Origin of the sequence: Rhizorhabdus wittichii, from assembly GCF_017607425.1 — a bacterium.
Classification (GTDB): domain Bacteria; phylum Pseudomonadota; class Alphaproteobacteria; order Sphingomonadales; family Sphingomonadaceae; genus Rhizorhabdus; species Rhizorhabdus wittichii.
In genome coordinates, this window is record NZ_CP059319.1 from 5,065,036 (window position 1) to 5,083,009 (window position 17,974).

17 protein-coding genes are annotated in these 17,974 nt (G+C 70.1%); 4 read left to right on the top strand and 13 right to left on the bottom strand.

Features of this window, described 5'->3' with window-relative positions; all coding sequences use genetic code 11:
* Positions 1 to 17: 17 nt before the first annotated feature.
* The gene (locus tag HRJ34_RS24250; RefSeq protein ID WP_208632685.1) at positions 18 to 746 is read left to right on the top strand and encodes an META and DUF4377 domain-containing protein; all 729 of its coding nucleotides are present in this window, start codon (positions 18 to 20) and stop codon (positions 744 to 746) included.
* Between the two features lie 43 nt (positions 747 to 789).
* Here HRJ34_RS24250 and HRJ34_RS24255 read toward each other — a convergent pair whose 3' ends face one another.
* From HRJ34_RS24255 to HRJ34_RS24295, 9 genes are all read right to left on the bottom strand, one after another.
* Positions 790 to 1,935, bottom strand: coding sequence for a glycosyltransferase (locus HRJ34_RS24255; RefSeq protein WP_226948925.1), 1,146 nt, complete (start codon positions 1,933 to 1,935; stop codon positions 790 to 792).
* An 11-nt stretch (positions 1,936 to 1,946) separates the two neighbouring features.
* Positions 1,947 to 3,122 (bottom strand): glycosyltransferase, encoded by a 1,176-nt coding sequence (locus tag HRJ34_RS24260; RefSeq protein WP_208632687.1) that lies wholly within the window; start codon positions 3,120 to 3,122, stop codon positions 1,947 to 1,949.
* The gene (locus tag HRJ34_RS24265; RefSeq protein ID WP_030091552.1) at positions 3,119 to 3,631 is read right to left on the bottom strand and encodes a DUF2141 domain-containing protein; all 513 of its coding nucleotides are present in this window, start codon (positions 3,629 to 3,631) and stop codon (positions 3,119 to 3,121) included. Before HRJ34_RS24265 ends, HRJ34_RS24260 begins: the two co-directional genes overlap by 4 nt.
* Complete coding sequence (locus HRJ34_RS24270; protein ID WP_011952651.1) at positions 3,628 to 4,533, bottom strand: hypothetical protein; 906 nt, start codon at positions 4,531 to 4,533, stop codon at positions 3,628 to 3,630. The genes HRJ34_RS24265 and HRJ34_RS24270 overlap by 4 nt, the downstream gene beginning before the upstream one ends.
* Positions 4,534 to 4,611: 78 nt before the next feature.
* Complete coding sequence (locus tag HRJ34_RS24275) at positions 4,612 to 5,361, bottom strand: DUF2334 domain-containing protein (protein ID WP_029994006.1); 750 nt, start codon at positions 5,359 to 5,361, stop codon at positions 4,612 to 4,614.
* On the bottom strand, positions 5,348 to 7,723 hold the full coding sequence (locus HRJ34_RS24280) for a TonB-dependent receptor domain-containing protein (protein ID WP_226948926.1): 2,376 nt from the start codon (positions 7,721 to 7,723) through the stop codon (positions 5,348 to 5,350). The genes HRJ34_RS24275 and HRJ34_RS24280 overlap by 14 nt, the downstream gene beginning before the upstream one ends.
* Positions 7,674 to 8,630 carry a FecR family protein gene (locus HRJ34_RS24285; protein WP_037520709.1) on the bottom strand — a complete coding sequence of 319 codons (957 nt, stop codon included), beginning with the start codon at positions 8,628 to 8,630 and terminating at the stop codon, positions 7,674 to 7,676. The genes HRJ34_RS24280 and HRJ34_RS24285 overlap by 50 nt, the downstream gene beginning before the upstream one ends.
* On the bottom strand, positions 8,617 to 9,255 hold the full coding sequence (locus tag HRJ34_RS24290) for an RNA polymerase sigma factor (RefSeq protein WP_226948625.1): 639 nt from the start codon (positions 9,253 to 9,255) through the stop codon (positions 8,617 to 8,619). Before HRJ34_RS24290 ends, HRJ34_RS24285 begins: the two co-directional genes overlap by 14 nt.
* A gap of 26 nt (positions 9,256 to 9,281) precedes the next feature.
* Positions 9,282 to 10,079 carry a hypothetical protein gene (locus tag HRJ34_RS24295; protein WP_208632688.1) on the bottom strand — a complete coding sequence of 266 codons (798 nt, stop codon included), beginning with the start codon at positions 10,077 to 10,079 and terminating at the stop codon, positions 9,282 to 9,284.
* Positions 10,080 to 10,222: 143 nt separating this feature from the next.
* On the opposite strand from HRJ34_RS24295, the gene HRJ34_RS24300 reads away from it, so the two are divergent.
* Positions 10,223 to 11,398, top strand: a complete 1,176-nt coding sequence (locus tag HRJ34_RS24300; RefSeq protein WP_208632689.1) for a glycosyltransferase — start codon at positions 10,223 to 10,225, stop codon at positions 11,396 to 11,398.
* On the opposite strand, the gene HRJ34_RS24305 is transcribed toward HRJ34_RS24300, so the two are convergent.
* Together HRJ34_RS24305 and HRJ34_RS24310 are read right to left on the bottom strand one after the other, a co-directional pair.
* Entirely contained in the window at positions 11,313 to 12,221 is a 909-nt protein-coding gene (locus tag HRJ34_RS24305; RefSeq protein ID WP_208632690.1) for a glucosamine inositolphosphorylceramide transferase family protein, read from the bottom strand. The two genes, HRJ34_RS24300 and HRJ34_RS24305, sit on opposite strands and share 86 nt — an antisense overlap.
* 2 nt (positions 12,222 to 12,223) lie before the next feature.
* Positions 12,224 to 13,420, bottom strand: a complete 1,197-nt coding sequence (locus tag HRJ34_RS24310) for a hypothetical protein (RefSeq protein WP_226948927.1) — start codon at positions 13,418 to 13,420, stop codon at positions 12,224 to 12,226.
* A 124-nt stretch (positions 13,421 to 13,544) separates the two neighbouring features.
* On the opposite strand from HRJ34_RS24310, the gene HRJ34_RS24315 reads away from it, so the two are divergent.
* Positions 13,545 to 14,636: a sphingomyelin phosphodiesterase gene (locus HRJ34_RS24315; RefSeq protein WP_011952643.1), complete on the top strand. Its 1,092-nt coding sequence runs from the start codon at positions 13,545 to 13,547 to the stop codon at positions 14,634 to 14,636.
* A gap of 9 nt (positions 14,637 to 14,645) precedes the next feature.
* On the opposite strand, the gene HRJ34_RS24320 is transcribed toward HRJ34_RS24315, so the two are convergent.
* Both HRJ34_RS24320 and HRJ34_RS24325 read right to left on the bottom strand, forming a co-directional pair.
* Entirely contained in the window at positions 14,646 to 15,419 is a 774-nt protein-coding gene (locus HRJ34_RS24320) for an enoyl-CoA hydratase-related protein (protein ID WP_208632691.1), read from the bottom strand.
* A gap of 121 nt (positions 15,420 to 15,540) precedes the next feature.
* Positions 15,541 to 15,987: a MucR family transcriptional regulator gene (locus tag HRJ34_RS24325; protein ID WP_011952641.1), complete on the bottom strand. Its 447-nt coding sequence runs from the start codon at positions 15,985 to 15,987 to the stop codon at positions 15,541 to 15,543.
* A 336-nt stretch (positions 15,988 to 16,323) separates the two neighbouring features.
* Here HRJ34_RS24325 and ccoN point away from each other — a divergent pair, with 336 nt between their 5' ends.
* A complete protein-coding gene (gene ccoN / locus HRJ34_RS24330; protein WP_016744963.1) occupies positions 16,324 to 17,970 on the top strand; it encodes a cytochrome-c oxidase, cbb3-type subunit I in 1,647 nt (548 codons plus the stop codon).
* The last annotated feature ends 4 nt before the right edge of the window (positions 17,971 to 17,974 follow it).

The window sequence follows — 17,974 nt, forward strand, 5'->3', positions numbered from 1 at the left end:
CGAAAGGGAGTTTTCAGATGATTTCCGAATATCGGCCCGGCCGGATCGCCATTGCCCTCGCCGCTGCGCTGTCCGCGACCACGGCCGCCGCCGCCGCGAAGCCCGTCGCGCAGCCGCAGGGCCCTGCCAGGCTCGCCGCGCAACATTGGGACCTGGTCGACTGGACCGGGCGGCAGGTTCCCCAAGGCAAGCGGCTGCGGCTCGACTTCGACGCGAAGCGGGGCAGCTTCTCGACCGACACGATGTGCAACCGCGCGGGCGGTTCCTATAGCATCAAGGGAAGCTCGATCCGCCTCGGCGGCCGCAAGGGGCAGTTCGCGAGCACGCTGATGGCCTGCCCCGAACCCGCGATGACCTTCGAACGCCGCTATGTCGCGAGCCTCGGCGCGGTGCGGAGCTGGCGGATCGACGGCGACCGGCTCGTGCTGCGCACGGCGAAGGGCGAGCGGCTGACCTATCAGGCGGCGCACAAGCCCGCCGCCGACGCGCCGCGCCGGTTCATCTACGTCTCGGCCGAGACGAAGCCCTGCCACGGCGTCGCGCCGATGACCTGCCTCCAGATCCGCGAGAAGCCGGGCGATCCCTGGCAGCTCCATTATGGCGGCATCGTCGACTTCGACCCGCAGCCCGGCATCGAATATCGGCTGCGCATCATCGAGGAGAAGATCGCCCATCCGCCGGCGGACGCCTCCTCGCTGCGCTGGACCCTCGACCAGGTAATCGAGCAGCGCGTGGTGAAGCGCTGATCGCCGCCTGATCCGGCGGCCTGTCGCGGGTCGGGGGCGTCGGCTACGCCGGCCAGCCGCGCTCCTGCCGCGCCTGGACGGCGGCGTCGAAGAAAGCAAGGTAGCGGTCGCCGACCGCGTCGACGCGGTGGCGCTCGATCAGGCGGGTCGCGTCGACCTGGCGCCATGGGTCGAGCAGCAGCTTCTCCATCGCCGCCGTCAGCCGGGCGGGATCGGCGGGGACGACCTGGCCGAAGCTCGGATCGAGCATGATCTCCGCCATCGCCGGCGAGCAGGCGGTGGCGACCGCCGGCACCCCGGCGGCCAGCGCCTCGACCAGCACCGCCGGATAGCCCTCGTAGCGCGAGCTGAGCAGGAACAGGCTGGCGCGCGCCAGCGCCGGCCGGATGTCGGGGACGTGGCCGCCGAACGTCACCCGCTCGTTGAGGCCGAGCCGGTCGACGAGGATCTCCAGCCGGAGCCGCGTCTCGCCGTCGCCGAGGATCAGCAGGCGGGCGTCGAAGGCGGGATCGATCCGGGCGAAGGCCTGGATCGCCAGCTCGAAATTCTTCTGCGGGACGAGCCGGCCGGCGCACAGGATGGTGCGGCCGTCGCGCTGGCCGGTGCCGCGCGGCGGACGATAGGACTCGTCGATATTGGGCTCGTGGATCAGCCGCACCTCGGGTCGGCGCAGCACCTGGCGCGCCTCGTCGGCCAGCGCCGCCGACATCGCGACGAAGCCGTCGACCGCGCCGGTCATGCGCCGGATGATCGCCTCGAACAGCCATTGGAACGGAGCCGCCCGGCCCGGGCGGCGGAGCGGGTTGCTGAGCTTGCAGATGATCGCCGGCCGATCGGCGCCCAGCATATGGGCGAGGGTCGCGATCACCAGGATGTGGAAATTGCCGGGGACGAACAGCAGGTCCGGCTGGAGCAGCCCGACGCATTCGGCGAAGGCGCGGCCCAGCGCGAAGCGCGACAGCGGGCTCCGCCGGATCTCGGGCCAGACCGCGATCACCGCGACCCCCGGATCGACCAGCGCGCGGGCGGGCCCTTCGGCCGTGCCGCACAGGATCGACACGCGCCGGCCCGTCCGCGCCCAGCGATTGGCGAGCCGGATGGCGATCCGCTCGGTCCCGCCGTTGGAGAAGTCGTGCATGACGATCGCGATATGGGTCGCCTGGGCGAACAGCGGCGGCGGATGCTGCATGGCCATTCCCCTCAGGCCACGATCCGGGCCGCCGGCGACAGGCCTGCATAGTCGGCGATCAGCCGGTCGAAATGATCGTCGATCGTCGCGATCCGTCCGGCGGCGCCGCGGGTCGCGGCGTGGAGCCCGCCGAAGTCGCGGGCGAGCAGCCGATCGATCGCGGCGGCGGCCGACCGGCTGCTCGCCGGCCGGTACTGTTCGCCCTGGCCGGGCAGGACGAGGTCGGCGGCGCCTCCTTCGGCGGGGACGATCAGCGGCAGGCCCGACGCGGCGGCCTCGGCGGCGGCGAGGCCATAGGTCTCGGCCTCGCAGCCATGGATCAGGGCGTCGGCGCTCGCCATCACCCGGGCGAGCAGCGCGCGATCGCGAACCGGGGCGAGCAGGTGGACGTGCGGATTGCCGCCGATGTGCCGACGAATCCGCGCGCTGTCCCGCCCGCCGCCGACCAGCACCAGCCCGATCGGGCGCTTCAGGCCGGCGCGCTGGCAGGCGTCGATCACCATCGGCCAGCGCTTCTCCGGGCTGTGCCGGCCGATCCCGAGCAGCAGCCGCGCGTCGGGCCCGAGCCCGCAGCGGGCGAGCAGGTCGGCGCGCAACGCCTCGTCGCGATGGGCGGGGCTGAAGATGCCGGCGTCGATCCCCAGCGGCACCGTGGCCACATGCGCGACGCCGCCCGCCGACAGCCGCGCGGCCAGGCCGTGATTGGCGCAGATCACCCGGTCGAAGCGGCGGGCGTTGCGGCGCAGGTGATTCCAGAACCATTGGAAATGGCGATCGATCGTCGCGCGTTCGGCGATCGGGCCGAACCAGCGATAGGCATAGGCCGCCAGCGGATCGGCATGCATCACCAGCGCGCGGGGGGCGGCGCCCTGCCAGCCGGCGACGATCGAGGCGGTCCGCCAGGGGGAGGAGGCCTCGACGAAGTCGGGGCGTTCGGCGTCGAGCACCGCGTGGACCGGCCCGGCCTCGGCGAAATAGCGATAGCGCCGGTCGAGCGGCATGGCCGGCGAGGCCAGGTGGACGATCCGGCACCCCGGCCCGCGCGGCTCGATCGCGTCGCGGTCCGACGGCGCGACGATCACCAGGTCGTGGCCGCGCGCCGCGAATGCGCGGATCTTCTGTTCAACATAGGTTTTCACGCCGCCGCCCTCGGGGGCGTAGAAGGCGCTGACGTCGACGATCTTCATCGATCCTCCAGGGGACGCATGGCGAGGCCACGGCGATAGTTGAGCCGGATCTCGATGGTGGTGAGGCCGGGTCCCGCCTGGAACGCGGCCTTGTCGGCGCGCGGCTTCGACCAGCCGAGCGTCGGGTTGCCGGGAAAGCCGATGCCGTCGCCCGACAGGTCGAACTTCAGGTTGGCGTTGCGATCGTGGAGCAGCGAGAGCGCGTAGCGGCCGGCACGCGGCACGCGGATGCAGAGCCGGACCGGCCCGCTGTGCGGCACCGCCATGTCGACCCGCGCGAAGGTCTTGCCCGCCGCGATCAGGACATTGTCGTCGGCCAGGAAATCCCCGTCGACCGCCGGATAGAGTTCGGCGCGGAGCAGTCCCGAGCGATCCTTGAGGCCGACCACGTCGATCAGCACCGCGGGTCCCGGCTCGTTCGGCCGGCAGGCGCCTTCGCGCTTGCCGAGATCCGGGGTGGATGGGGGCATGGCGGCGGCGGCCAGGGCGAGGGCGATCGCGAGGCTCATTCGCGCGCCTCGCGCACCAGTTCGGCCGCCGAGAGCAGCAGGCCGACGAGCAGGTGGATCACCAGGATGATGCTCGCGACGATCGCGAGCAGCCGGCCGATGTCGCTGCCCGGCCCGGCGATCAGCAGGGCGGCGCTGGCGAACAGCAGGTCCTTGTTGGGAATGAAGGGCAGCCGCGTCACCAGCAACTGGAGCGCGGCGAGCACGATCCACAGCGTCAGCGGAACGGCGGGCAGCGCGCAGTGCCAGACCAGGCCCGACAGCAGCGTCGTCGCCGCCAGCCGGGCGAGATGCACGCCCATGACGAAGCGGAGCTGGTCGCCGGGCAGCGAGAATATCCGGCGCTTGAGCAGCCCGATCGCGATCGACGTCAGCAGCACCGCGGCGATCGACAGCGCCAGATCGCGCAGCCGGATGCCGTTGCCGAGATGGGCGACGAAGGGCCAGGCGAGCGCCATCATCGCCAGGGTCGCGATATTGCCGGCGAGCGCGGAGAGGATGCTGACGTCCTTGATCGCGCCGAACGGCGCCGCGCTCATCCCCGCGCGGCGGCGGGCCCAGGCGTAGAAGCTCAGCTCGCCGCTATAGCCGAGCAGCACCTCGTTGCTGACCAGCTTGCGCAGCAGCGCCGCAAAGCCCTCGACCGGAAGGCCCCAGAGCCGGCGGAAGATGATCCACTCGGACAGCGGCAGGGCCAGGTAATAAGCGAGCAGCGCTACCCAGAAACCGGGGCTGGCGGGGATCGATGCGAGCAGCGCGGCGCGATCGAGCTGCCCCAGTTGCCGGCCGATCACCGCCAGCAGCAGGATCGACACGGCGGCCGATATCCATTTGGGCCAGTTGCGGTTGGGGATGTCGATCGACGGAAGCTGCGCCGTGGCGCTATTCGGATGGGACGACACGCAGTCCTCGTCGCTTTGCCATTTCGCAGCGAGGACGTCGCGACGCTCGCTTTCCCGCACGGCGGCGCGACGATTTTTTCAGGCGGTCAGGAGATCGCGATAGCGCCCCGGCGTCCGGCCGCGCAGCAGGCGGGCGAAGGCGGCGTCGATGCTGTCGAGCAGGCGGGGTACCCCGGTATCGCCCGGATGGACCGCCACCCGCACCGTCCGCAGCGGGGCGAGCGCATGGCGGGCGAGCGCGGCGAAGGCGATCGAGCTGGCGATGCGCCCCCGGCTGCGGCTGGCCCAGGTCACCACGGGCCCGCGCGCCAGGACGCGGCCGTCGGCGGGCGCCCAGACGCGCAGATGGTCCTCGGCGATCGCGAAGCCGGCGGTCGCCAGCGCGGCGAGCGCGCCGGGGCCGTAGAGCCAGGCGGGGGCGACGAAGCCGGCCACCTCGGCGCCGACGATATCCTCGATCAGCGCGCGTCCGCGCCGCATGCGATCGAGCGCCTCGTCCTCGCCGAGGCCCAGGAACTCGCCTTCGCCGGCGGTCATGTGGCGCGCCTTGAAGCCGGCGGCGGCGCCGGCGTGGCGGCTGTCGTCGCGATGGAACCAGCCATGGACGAACAGCTCGATCCCCGCCGCATGCCAGTCGCGCAGCCGGGCGTGGAAGGCGCGGTCGCCGGCGATCGGCGCGTCGCCCCAATGGTCGGGCACCACCAGCATCGCGAAGCGCGGCCCGCCGAGGTGGCGCGCCAGCCGCTCGGCCAGCCGGTCGACCTGATCGGAGAAGCGGGGCGAGACGTCGTGGATCGACGCCAGCAGCCGGCGGTCAGAAGCGGGCATCGACGCCGATCCGGACGGTGCGGGGAATCTGCGGCGTGACCTGGAGCCTGTCCATCACGCCGAACGGGTTGCCGAGCGAGAAGCGGTTCTGGGCCGCGTCGAACAGGTTGGTCACGTCGATCGACGCGCCAAGCCGCTCGGTGCCGATCCGCAGGCCGAGCGCGGTGTCGGCATAATTGCCCTGCTCGATAGCGAGCAGGCTGCCGACGCCGAGCTGCGAATGGCCGAAATAGCGCACCGATCCGGTCAGCGACAGCGACAGGCCGCCGCCAATCGGCCGATCGTAGCTGAGCGCCCCGCGCACGCCGACGCGCGCTATGTTGGGCAGTTCGGCATGGGCGGCGTCCTCGAATCCCGCCGAAGGGCTGGTCAGCTCGCTGTCGTTGAGGAACAGTCCGCCTTCGGCCGCGAAGCCCGCGAAGGGCGCCCAGCGCAGGCTCGCCTCGAAGCCGAGGATGCGGCCATTGCCGATATTGGCCGTGATGGGCAGCCCCGCGCCGTTCACCAGGTCGGCCTGGATATGCTCCCAATGGCTGTATGACAGGCTGAGCGCGGCGGAGAAGCGGTCCTGCACCGGATGGCCGAAGCGCGCTCCGCCCTCGATCGTGACGATGCTGTCGCCCAGGAAGCGTTGCGAGACGATCCCGCCGCTGCCCGCCGCGACCGACAGGCCGCCGGGGCGGAAGCCCTCCTGATAGCGGAGGTAGGTGGTCAGGCGCGGCGTGGGGCGCCAGCTCACCGCGATCGACGGCAGCACCTCGACCTCGCTGCGATTGGGCTCGTTCTTGTCCTTGCCGTCGTCGAGCAGTTCGCCGGTCAGCCGGCTGTGCGCCAGCCGCCCGCCGGCGGTGACGATCAGCGGGCCGAGACCCAGGCTGAGCTCGCCATAGGCGGCGATCTGGCGCACCGAGTTGCGGACGCCGGCGATCCGGGCCGGCGCCGTCGCCGCGCCCAGGTCGCGGATCAGCCGCTCGCTGTTCGACACGAAGCTGGTGCCGACCAGCCAGCCGGTCCCGTCGGGATTCTGGCGGCTCAGCCGGTTCTCGTTCGAGAAGAGGGTGATCTGGCTGTGCTGGTGGAACAGGCGCGGGCTGGTGTCCCGCGCGCGCGTCGCATCGAACTGCTCGTCGACGTCATGGCCGACGATGCCGGTCGCCGACAGCAGGGTGATGTCGTTCCATTTGCGGGTGACGACGATCTGGCCCAGCCGATAGTCGTTGTCGAAGGGCTGCGCGATCGCGCTGCGCCGGGTGTAGCGGGGCTGGTCGCGCTCGGCATATTGGCCGTCGCGGTTCTGCATGTCCTGCAGCGTGCCGCCGGCATCGATCGTCCAGTCGCCGAGCCGGGCGCGCAGGGTGATCCGTCCCCCCGCCGCCTTCGATCGGTTGACGTGGTTCAACCCGCGCTCGGCGTCGCGGATATAGCCGCCGTCGACCGAACGATAGGCGACCGCGCGCAGGGCGATCCGGCCGGTGCTGATCGGCAGGTTGATCATGCCGGCAAGGTCGTTGCTCGGCCCGCCGCCCTCGACCTTGCCGATCCCGGCCGCGACCGATCCCGCGGCCTGCGACAGGTCGGGCGGGGTCGGCACCAGCCGGACGATCCCGCCGAGCGACCCCGCGCCGTAGAGCGTCCCCTGCGGTCCTTCGAGCACCTCGACCCCGGCCATGTCGTAGAGGTTCAGATCGGGATCGGGCGCGTTGTAGTTGAGCCGGATGTCGCCGAGATACTGGCCGACGATCGCCTGGGTGGGGCCGGTGAAGCTGCTGTCGGCGACGCCGCGGATGATCAGCTTGTTGCGGCCGGGGCCGAGATGCGTCGACGACAGGCTGGGGATGATGTCGACCAGCGCCTGGGTGCCGTAGCGGGCGTTGCCGTTCAGCCCGGCGGCGGCGGCGTCGATCATCGCGATGGTGCCGGGGAAGTCGCGCAGGCGGATGTCGCGCTTGCTGGCGGTGACGATGATGTCGGGCGGGGCGGCGACCGGCCCGGCGGGGGCCGCCACCGGCGCGGTTCGCGGCTTCGCCCGATCCGCCGCGATCGTATAGCTGCGGTCGTCGATCCGCACGGCGTGGAGGCCGCTTCCCGCGAGCAGCCGGCGTAGTGCACGGTCGACCGACAGCCGCCCGCGCACGCCGGGCACCGGCAGGTTCTGGGCGGAGGCGCTCGGCAGGCCGATGCTGACGCCGCCCTGCACGCCCAGCGCGACGATCGCTTCGGACAGGCGGCCCGGCTTGATGTCGAAGGAGCGCAGATCGCGGGCGAGCGCCGGCTGCGCCAGCGCCCCCGCCATTGCCATGCAGGCCAATCCCCTAGCGGCCGTCACCAGCGTGCGACGATAGGCGCCAACCATCGACTTCATGCGTTATCGTCACGTCCAGCATCGCCCCGATGCGCGGGAGCAGCGCGGCCTGATCGCCGCCGAGCAGGATTACGCCGCTGAAGGGGCGGGCCGCAATGTCCGGCGAAATACGCACTGGCGTCCCCAGGTTGCGCGACAGGTCCGCGGCCACCCGCGCCAGCGTGACATTGTCGTAGACCAGCCGGTCCTTGCGCCAGGCGGCGACGTCCGCCGGGGCGACCGTGCCGACCGTCACCGTCTTGCCGTCGGCCGACAGGCGCAGCACCTGTCCCGCGGCCACCCGCACCGCCTCGCCCTCGGGATTGTAGACGATCGCGCCCGACGACACCGCCGTCTCCATCCCGCCCGCGTCGCGGACGATGTTGAAGACGGTGCCGACGTCCTGGATCACGTCGTCGCCGACCTTCACGGCGAAGGGATTCTTCGCGTCATGGGTGACGGTGAAGGTCGCCTCGCCCCGGTCGAGCGAGGCGAAGCGGTTGTCGTCCTTGCGCAGCGTGACCTTCGAATCGCCGTTGATGTCGATCCGCGTGCCGTCGTCGAGCCGGATGGTGTTGCGCTGGCCGGCCGCGGTTTCGACCGCATAGGTGGCGGGCGCGCCGGTCAGCAGCGGGTAGGAGACCGCGGCGACCATCACGGCGGCGGCGGCCGTCGCCCAGCCGGCGACCCGGCCCAGGCGGCGGGGCTCCCCGGCCGGGTTGTCGTTCGACGGCTGCGGCGGGGCGGCCTGCTCGACCAGCGACGCATAGTCGTCGTCGGCCAGCGCGACCGCCTCATAGGCGCCGTTGTTCGCGGGATCGCGCTCGAGCCAGGCGGTGAATCCCTCCCAGTCGGCGGTCGCGGGATCGCGCAGCCGGATGAACCAGGCCGCGGCTTCCTCCTTCCTCGCTTCGTCAATCTGCGACATCGTTCGTTCCTTCGACGTCGAGACGACGCGGAGCCGGGGAATCCGCATCCAGCCGGCCGCGAACCTCCACCAGCGCACGATAGGCCTTCTGGAGATGTTTTTCGACCGCGCTGAGGCTGATGCCGATCCGCGCGGCGATGTCGCGCTGATTGAGGCCGTCGATCCGGTAGCTGCGGAAGATCGCGGCGGTTCGCTCGCCGAGCGCGTCGATCGCGCGGTCGACGATGCGGAGCCTTTCGCGGGCGATCAGCACCTGTTCGGCCGACGGCGTGTCGGAGACGTCGACGACGCTGCCGCGCGTCATGCCGGTCCACTGGTCGTCGCGGCGGCTGCGACGCAGGTCGGCGCGGCGGCGGTCGAGCAGCAGGTTGTCGGCCATGCGGAACAGGTAGGAGGCGGGATCGGCGATCGGCCCGGTCTGCGCCGACCGCGCCTTGAGCCACAGTTCCTGCAGCAGGTCCTCGACGTCCGCGCCCGCGCCGCGCGCCGCGAAGAAGCGCGAGAGCATCGGGCGATGGGTCATGAAGATGGCTTCGAGGCCGTCCCCGGTCATGCGATTCGTCTCGTTCGGCGCTGTCGAGCCAACCTCATAGCCGCGCGCGACCGGGGACGGTAGGCGGGTCATGCGGCGATCGGCGATAAGAACGGCCATCAGCGGAACCGGAGGGATGTAGTGAAGACGAGTCGGTTGTCGGTTCGGCCGGTCGCGCCCAGCGCGAGCCGGTCGTCGTCCGTGAGCCGGAAGGCCTGGGCCCGCACGCCGAAGGACAGGCTGGTGGGGGCGTCCGCCCGGTCGATCGTGTAGCTGAGCGCGGTCCAGGCGCCGCGCTGCGAGCGCTGCGCGCCTTCGGCGAGCTCGATGCCGCGTTCGAGGCTGGAGGTGGTGCGGCTGCCGAAGTCGAAGCGATAGCCGGTCTCCAGCCGCCACGGCGTTCCGTGCGACCAGTTGGCGACGAGGCCCAGCATCTGGCTGCGGACATGGTGGCCGCGCGACAGGTCGAAGGCGAAGCGCTGCTTCTCCATGCCCGCCATCAGGCCCAGCGAGACGCCGTCGTCCGGGCCGAGCGGGACCGTGTAGCGGAGGGTGGCGGATCCCGTCGACAGCGTGTCGCGGCGCATGCCGATCGCTTCGGGGCCTGCCGAGCGGCGGGCGAGGCGGCGCACCGTTTCGATCGAGAAGCGGCTCTCGCCCGGTACGAAGACATGAGTGGCCCAGCGATCGGTCAGGCCCCGTGCCGCCGCATGGCCGGCATGGAACAGATCGTCATAGGAGGGCTGCGACCGCGGCGGGGCGATCAGCGCCTTCAACGCCTTGCGGCCATCGGCCAGACGCGGCGCGGAGGCGGGCAATTGGCACCCGCTGCACGGCATCAGGGTAAGCGCGGCATCGGCGGGCATGCCGGCGGCCAGCATCAGCGTCAGGACGGGCCCGGTCGCGGCGGCTCGCATTCGCTGTCCTCCCATCGCGCCGGCGGGCTATGCCGGCCGCACGAAAGACGGCGGCGCATCCCAAATGCCGCACCAGGAAAAATTTTTCACTGCGGATCGGCCGGGCAGGTGTGGGTGGGCCGGGCCGGCGGCGTCTTTCGGTAATGCTGCACGCGCCGCTGAGTTCGCCTCCGTTCCGCATCGCCTACATCATCAATTCGATGGAGGGCGGCGGGGCATCGTCGCCGGTGCCCGCCATCCTCGACGTACTGCGCCGTTGCGGCGCCGAGGTGCGCGTCTTCGCGCTGACCCGGCGCGACGGACGCGGCGTGGCGGCGCTGGAGGCGGCGGGGATCGCGGTCGAGATACGCCCCGGCGGCGAACGCGACCATGGCCGGGCGCTCGGCTGGCTGCTCCGGCGCCTGCGCGACTGGCGGCCGACCCATCTCTGGACGTCGCTGACCCGCGCGACCCTGCTCGGCCAGATCGCCGGGCTCCGGCTGTCGCTGCCGGTCGTGAGCTGGCAGCACGCCGCCTTCCTCAAGCCCGCCAATCGCCGCCTGCTGCGGATGACCCGGCACCTGACGACCCTGTGGGTGGCGGATTCGGACGCTGTCGCCGCGCTGACGGCCGATCGGCTCAAGGTCGGGCCGGACAGGCTGATGACCTGGCCGATCTTCCGCGCCGACGCCGATGCGCCGCGCGCCGTTCCATGGCAGCCCGGCGAGGTCATCCGGATCGGCAGCCTCGGCCGGCTGCATCCGGTGAAGGGCTATGACGTGCTGCTGCGCGCGGCGGCGGGGCTGCAACGGCTGGGCCTGCGGTTCGAGCTGACCATCGGCGGCGAGGGCGCGGAGCGCGCCGCGCTCGAGGCCTGGGCGGCGGAGAAGGGGGTGCGCGACGTCCATTTCCCCGGCTTCGTCGCCGATCCGCGCGCCTTCCTGGCGGGGCTCCACCTCTATGTGCAGCCGTCCTGGTCGGAGGGCTTCTGCATCGCCGCCCACGAGGCGATGCAGGCGGGCCTGCCCGTCGTCGCCTCGGCGGTCGGCGAACTGGCCCGTTCGGTCGAGCCGGGGGTGACCGGCGAGCTGGTGATGCCCGGCGCGGTCGAGCCGCTTGCCGGCAAGATCGCGGCGATGATCGCCGATCCCGGCGGGATGGCGGCGATCGGCGTCCAGGCGCGCGCGATGGTGCTCGACCGGTTCGGGGCCGAGGCCTTCGAGGCGCGCGGCCGCGCGGTGATGGAGCGGTTGGTCAGCGGCGGCGCGGCGCGAACAGGCGCTGCGTCTCGCGCCGTGCCTCGATCGCAAGGCCGTGGAGCGACAGCATCGTCCGCTTGACGTCGATCAGCGTCACTTCGCCGGCGGCGGACAAGGTGTGCATGCCCTCGTCGAACGGGTGAAACCCGGCGGGCGGGGCGATGCTCCGCTCGACATGCGCGACGAAGTCGTCGGGGGTGAGCCGCTCGATCGCCAGCATCGCGATGCCGCCGCCATAGGTATGCGAGCAATCCTGCACCGGCAGCATGATCCGGCCGTCGAGCAGGATCGGCGTCCCCCCGGGCCGCGCGCTCGCGGAATCGCGGCGGACCGGGTTGGCGGGGTGCGGCCGCCATCCGTCGGTCAGCCGTTCGGAGAAGGCGACGTGGAGATGGGCGACCTTGCTGTGGCGATCGTCGGCGGCGGCGTAGAACAGCCACCAGAGCCCGTCGTGCCAGAAGGGCGTGGCGTCGACCGGCACGCAATCGAGCTCGATCCGCGCCGCGCGCTCCCAGCGGTCGGGGAAGTCGAAGCAGCGATAGAGGATCAACCCGCCGGATCGGTGCGCCTCGGGCAGCATCCAGCTCTGCCCGTCGGCCTCGAACACGAACGGGTAGGACAGGTGCCAGCGCTCCGACAGCACCTTGCAGCGATAGAGCGGGGCGAGGCCGGCGTCATGGACGATCAGCTCGATCACGCCGCGCCGGTCGCGATAGTCGAAGCGTTCGACGAACAGGTGGAAGCGGCCGTCCCGCCACAGGCCGAACGGATCGGCCAGGAAGCTGTAGGGCGGCAGGGCGGGCAGCCAATGCAGCGGCGCCCCCTCGATCGAGCCCGTCGCGACGATGTCGCTCATGCGGCGCTCGACGATGGCGGGCCGCCAGATATCCTTGCGCAGCGGCATGGTCAGGCGGCCAGCTCCTTGCCGTCGCGCGCCGGCTCGACGATCGCGGACGCGCCCAGGAAACGCAGCACCGCCCGCGCCGCGCGCAGCGAGGAGGGCTCGTCCGACAGGTCGAAGCTGTCGGCGAACAATTGCTGCTGGACCGGCTCATATTGGTCGCGCGCGACCATCGCCCAGTCGATCGCCGCGCCGAGATTGGCCGGGTCATGGATCACCGGCCCTGCCGCCCAATGCGCGTAATTGGGATCGCCGCGCCAGTCGACGTCATGGCTGTTGAGGAAGACGCAGGGACGCGGGCGGTGGAGGAATTCGTAGACCTGGCTGCTGACGTCGCCGAGGTAGATGTCGGCGGCGAGCGTGTAGGTCATGTCGGTCGAGGCCGGGCTGCCCAGGTCGACATGGATGTTGGGCGCGTCGAGATGACGCTGCTCGACGACGCCGGGCCGGTCGATCCGCAGCTTGTCGATCGTGACGACGAAACGGCGGTGGAACAGCATGACGTGCGGCGCGAAGATCAGGTTGAACTGGTCGTCGTGCAGGAAATGGTCGAGCACCGCGCGGCCGTGGCGGTACCAGGACGACAAATGCGGCGAGAGGTGCGGGTTGTAGAGCACCGTCGGCTTGCCGTTGTCCTGGAAGGGCAGGCGGGGCGACCGTTCCCCGATCAGGTCGAATTTGGCATAGCCGACGGTCTCGATCCGGTCGGGGTCGACGTGGGCCTCCTCGACCAGGCGGCGGCGGATCTTGGGGCCCGACACGAGCACCCGGTCGAACCGGGCGCTTGCCTTGTCGAAGCCGATCGCGCGATCGCCCGCGCCGTGCCGGGTGTGGATGATCGGTACCCTCAGGCCGTAGCGGGTCTTGAGCAGGAGCGAGGTCTTCTCGGTGACGACGAGCGCGTCGAGGCCCTCGAACAGGTCGAGATTGTCGCGATAGACGCCGATCTTGCGCACCGGCAGCGCCCATTCGAGATGCCGGGCCAAAAAGCGCGTCAGCGGCTTGCGCAGCGCGAGCTGGACGATGGTCAGGCCGTCGGCTGCGTCGCCCGCCAGGCGGTGGACCTCGGCCGTCAGCCGGTCGTTGGTCGTGGCGACGACGATCTCGGCGGTGGGATGGAGCCGGCGCATCGCCAGGGCGATGGGCAGGGCGTGGGCGACCTGGTGGACCTGGTCGTGATTGAACAGAAATCCGATCCTCATGCGCGCCATGACGCCACCGTCCGGCGAAACCCGCATCGGCATGAAAAAGGCGGTTTCGCGCGCCGGACCGGTGCGGCTTTGCGGGGCGCTTGCCGTCTTGGCGCTCGAAACGGAGCGCAGGACGATGACGATCGGATCGAAGGCGACGAAGATGACGGCGCGGATCGCGGTGGGGTTGGGGCTGATCGTTCTGGCGCTGCTGGTGCCGGGCCTGCTGCGCCCGGCCAACGGCAACACGCCGTTCGTCATGACCAACATGCGCGGGCATCCCGGCCTCTCGGTGATGACCTATAATATCGAGGGTCTGCCCTGGCCGGTCCGGCTGGGCCGCGAGGCGGCGTTCACCAAGATCGGCGCCCGGCTGGAGGCGCTGCGGCTGCTGGGCGAGCAGCCGCACATCGTCGTGCTGCAGGAAGCCTTCACCGACCAGGCCAAGCGGATCGGCGTTGAGGGCGGCTATCGCTATATCGTCAACGGCCCAGACCGGTCATTGGCCGGCGCCGCGATCACCACCGAGGCCGACCGCGCCTTCCAGCGCGACGCGAGCTTCTTCAGCGGCGAGCGCAGCGGCAAGGTCGTCGACAGCGGCCTCCAGATCCTGTCCGACTATCCGATCCTGTCGGTGCGGCGGATGGCCTTTCCGACCTGCGCCGGGTTCGATTGCCTGGCGAACAAGGGCGCGGTGCTGGCGATGATCGCGGTGCCGGGGCTGGGCGAGCCGATCGCGGTGGTCGACGTCCACCTCAACTCCCGCCGCGCCTCGCACGTCGCCGATGATCGCTCGCTCTACGCCTATCGCCGCCAGATCGACGCGCTCGACCAGTTCCTCGCCGCCAATGTGAAGCCCGGCACGCCGGTCATCGTCGCGGGCGACTTCAACGTCGGCCAGCGCCCCGCGCGCCAGGCCTATTTCACCGCGCATCTGCGCAAATGGGGCGAGCGGGCGCCGGGGGCCGTCAGGGACGCGCTGCACAGTTGCCTGGCCGCGCCCGCGATCTGCGGCGCGATGCCGTCGGACGCCGCCTTCTCGCTGGCGCGGGCCCGCGACTGGGAGCTTGCGGTGCCGGGCGAACGCGCCGAGCTCGCCGTCGACGGGCTCAGCGTTCCGTTCGGCCATGAGATCGACGAGCGGATGCTCTCCGATCATGTCGGCTATGTCGCCTATTACGACGTCGTCCGCAAACGTCCCGCCGCGACCGCGATCGCCCGCTCCTGAGCGCCTCGCCTATTTCCCGGTCCAGACGCCGGGGCGCTTCTCGACGAAGGCGGCCATGCCCTCGGCCTTGTCGTCGGTGGCGCACAGGCCGTTGAAGCTGCGGCGCTCGAACAGCAGGCCGTGGTGGAGGCCGGTCTCGAAGGCGGCGTTGACCGCCTCCTTGTTGGCGATGGCGGCGAGCGGCGGCATCGCGGCGATCGCCTGCGCCATCTTCATCGCCTCGTCCATCAGATCGGCGAGCGGCACGACCTTGCTGCACAGATTGGCGCGCTCGGCCTCGGTCGCGTCCATCATCCGGCCGGTCAGGCACATGTCCATCGCCTTCGACTTGCCGACCGCGCGGGTGAGCCGCTGCGACCCGCCCATGCCGGGGCAGACGCCGAGCTTGATCTCGGGCTGGCCGAAGCGGGCATTGTCGGCGGCGATCATGATGTCGGCCATCATCGCCAGCTCGCAGCCGCCGCCCAGCGCGAAGCCCGCCACCGCCGCGATCCACGGCTTGCGCGTCCCGGTGACCTTGCTCCAGTCGGCGAAGAAGTCCTCGCCGAACATCTCGGCATAGCCCTTCTCCTGCATCTGCTTGATGTCGGCGCCGGCCGCGAACGCCTTCTCGCTGCCGGTCAGGATCGCGCAGCGCTGCTCGGGATCGGCGTCGAACGCCCGGAACGCGACGATCAGGTCGGCCAGCACCTGCGTGTTGAGCGCGTTCAGCGCCTGCGGACGGTTCAGCCGGATGACCGTGACCGGCCCCTGGGTCTCGACGAGGATCGTTTCATAGGACATGGGCTATCTTTCGGATGTTCAGCGGATATCGGGACTTCGCGGGACGAGCGGCCTCGCCGGTGGCGGCGTCCCCTGTGCGGGGATGCGCGCCACCCGGACGAACGGGCGATCTCGACGGGCGTCAGGCCTTCGGCGTGGTCTTGCGCGGCTTGCGCGCCTTCGGCGGCGGCGGAGCGACTTCCTTCTTGCGGCCGAGGCCGCTCTTCACCGCGAGGTTGCGGCGCGTCTCGGCATAGTTCGGGGCCACCATCGGATAGTCGGCCGCCAGGCCCCATTTCTTGCGATAGTCGTCGGGCGACATGCCGTAATTGGTCTGAAGATAGCGCTTGAGCATCTTCATCTTCTTGCCCGATTCCAGGCTGACCAGATAATCCGGCTTGATCGAGGAGCGGATGGGGACCGCGGGCTTGAGTTCCGCCACGGGTTCCGCGGCCGGCTGGCCCAGGCTCGTCAGCGTCGCATGAACGTTCCGGATGAGTTCGGCGACGTCGCCGACGGCGACCTTGTTGTTGGTAAGATGGGACGCGACAATATCCGCGGTCAGTTCCAACATGATTTCGTCTGCCATCGATCGCCTCATTTGCCGGGAATTGGATCGGGGTCTTCTATCCGAGGTTGCGGCGTCTTGAAACACCATAGATCAGGATGACGGACAGATATCGGCTTTGGCCACCCTCCAACGCGGAAACGCGCGCCGCCGGCGGGATTTGATCTGGCGCAAGGCGCGGGAGGACGGCGGCGGCTACGGGGCACTGCTGATCTTCCCATTTGGTCCCATCATGATAGCCTGTTCGCTCGATCATCCTCCGGCACGACCGGTTCTCCGGCCGGCCAAAAAGAGGTATAGAGAATACCTGTTTAATGCTATGCGGGCGGCACCTGCTCAACGGGAGGGACTCGGGGCGTGATTTCAGGACTCACCTTGAACGAGCGTCGATGGGGCGTGGCGATCCTGGCCGTGCTGATCTGCATCGGGGCCGCCATGGCCGCGGCGGGCGCCGACCGCGCCGATCCCTTCCAGGCGCACGGCTTCCTGGTGATGGCGTACAGCCTGATCGTGCTCTGCGTCGTGCTGCGCGGCTATGACGCGCCCGAGCCGGGGCCGGCCCGGCTGGAGAGCTATTATGACGACCCGAGCAAGGCGGGGATCGTCATCGCCATGCTCTGGGCGGTGTTCGGCATGTTCATCGGCGACTGGGTCGCGTGGCTGCTCGCCTATCCCGACATGACCTTCGACGCTGCCTGGTCGAGCTTCGGGCGGCTGCGCCCCGCCCATACCACCGGCGTGATCTTCGGCTTCGGCGGCAATGCGCTGATCGCCACCTCTTTCCATGTGATGCAGCGGACCTCCCGCGCGCGCCTGCCGGACCAGTTCAGTCCATGGTTCGTGCTGGTCGGCTACAACCTGTTCTGCCTGCTGGCGGTGTCCGGCTATTTCCTGGGGATCACCCAGTCGAAGGAATATGCCGAGCCCGAATGGTATGCCGACATCTGGCTGGTCGTCGTCTGGGTGACCTATCTGCTGCTCTACCTGCGCACGCTCGCGCGGCGGAAGGAACCGCACATCTACGTCGCCAACTGGTATTATCTGGCGTTCATCCTGGTGGTGGCGATCCTCCACATCGTCAACAACCTAGCGGTGCCAGCCTCGTTCGGCGGCGCCAAGAGCTATTCGCTGTTCTCGGGCGTCCAGGACGCGATGACCCAGTGGTGGTACGGGCACAACGCCGTCGCCTTCTTCCTGACCGCCGGCTTCCTGGGCATGATGTACTATTATCTGCCCAAGCGCGCCGGGCGGCCGATCTACTCCTACCGCATGTCGATCATCGGCTTCTGGGGGATCACCTTCTTCTACATGTGGGCGGGGTCGCACCACCTCCACTACACCGCGCTGCCGCAATGGGTGCAGACGCTGGGGATGACCTTCTCGGTCATGCTGCTGGTGCCCTCGTGGATCGCCGCCGCCAACGCGCTGCTGACGCTCAACGGCGCGTGGGACAAGGTCCGCGACGACGCGACGCTGCGCTTCATGATGATGGCCGCGATCTTCTACGGGCTCTCGACCTTCGAGGGATCGTTCATGGCGATCCGCTCGGTCAACGCGCTGTCGCACTATACCGACTGGACGATCGGGCACGTCCATGCCGGCGCGATGGGCTGGGTCGCGCTGATCACCTTCGGTTCGATCTATGCCGTCGTCCCCTGGCTGTGGAAGCGCGAGCGGATGCATTCGCCGGCGCTGGTCGAGGTCCACTTCTGGCTCGCGCTGGCGGGGACGCTCATCTACGTCTTCGCGATGTGGAACTCGGGCATCATCCAGGGCCTGATGTGGCGCACCTATAACGACAGCGGGACGCTGACCTACTCGTTCCTCGACTCCATGGTCGCGATGCACCCCTATTATATCGCCCGCGCGATCGGGGGGCTGCTGTTCCTGATCGGGGCGATCGTCGGCTGCTACAATATCTGGATGACGATCCGCCGGCCGGCCGGGGCGCCGGCCCCGTCGGACGACGCGCCCCTTCCCGCCAACCTCCAGCCTGCGGAATAAGCGC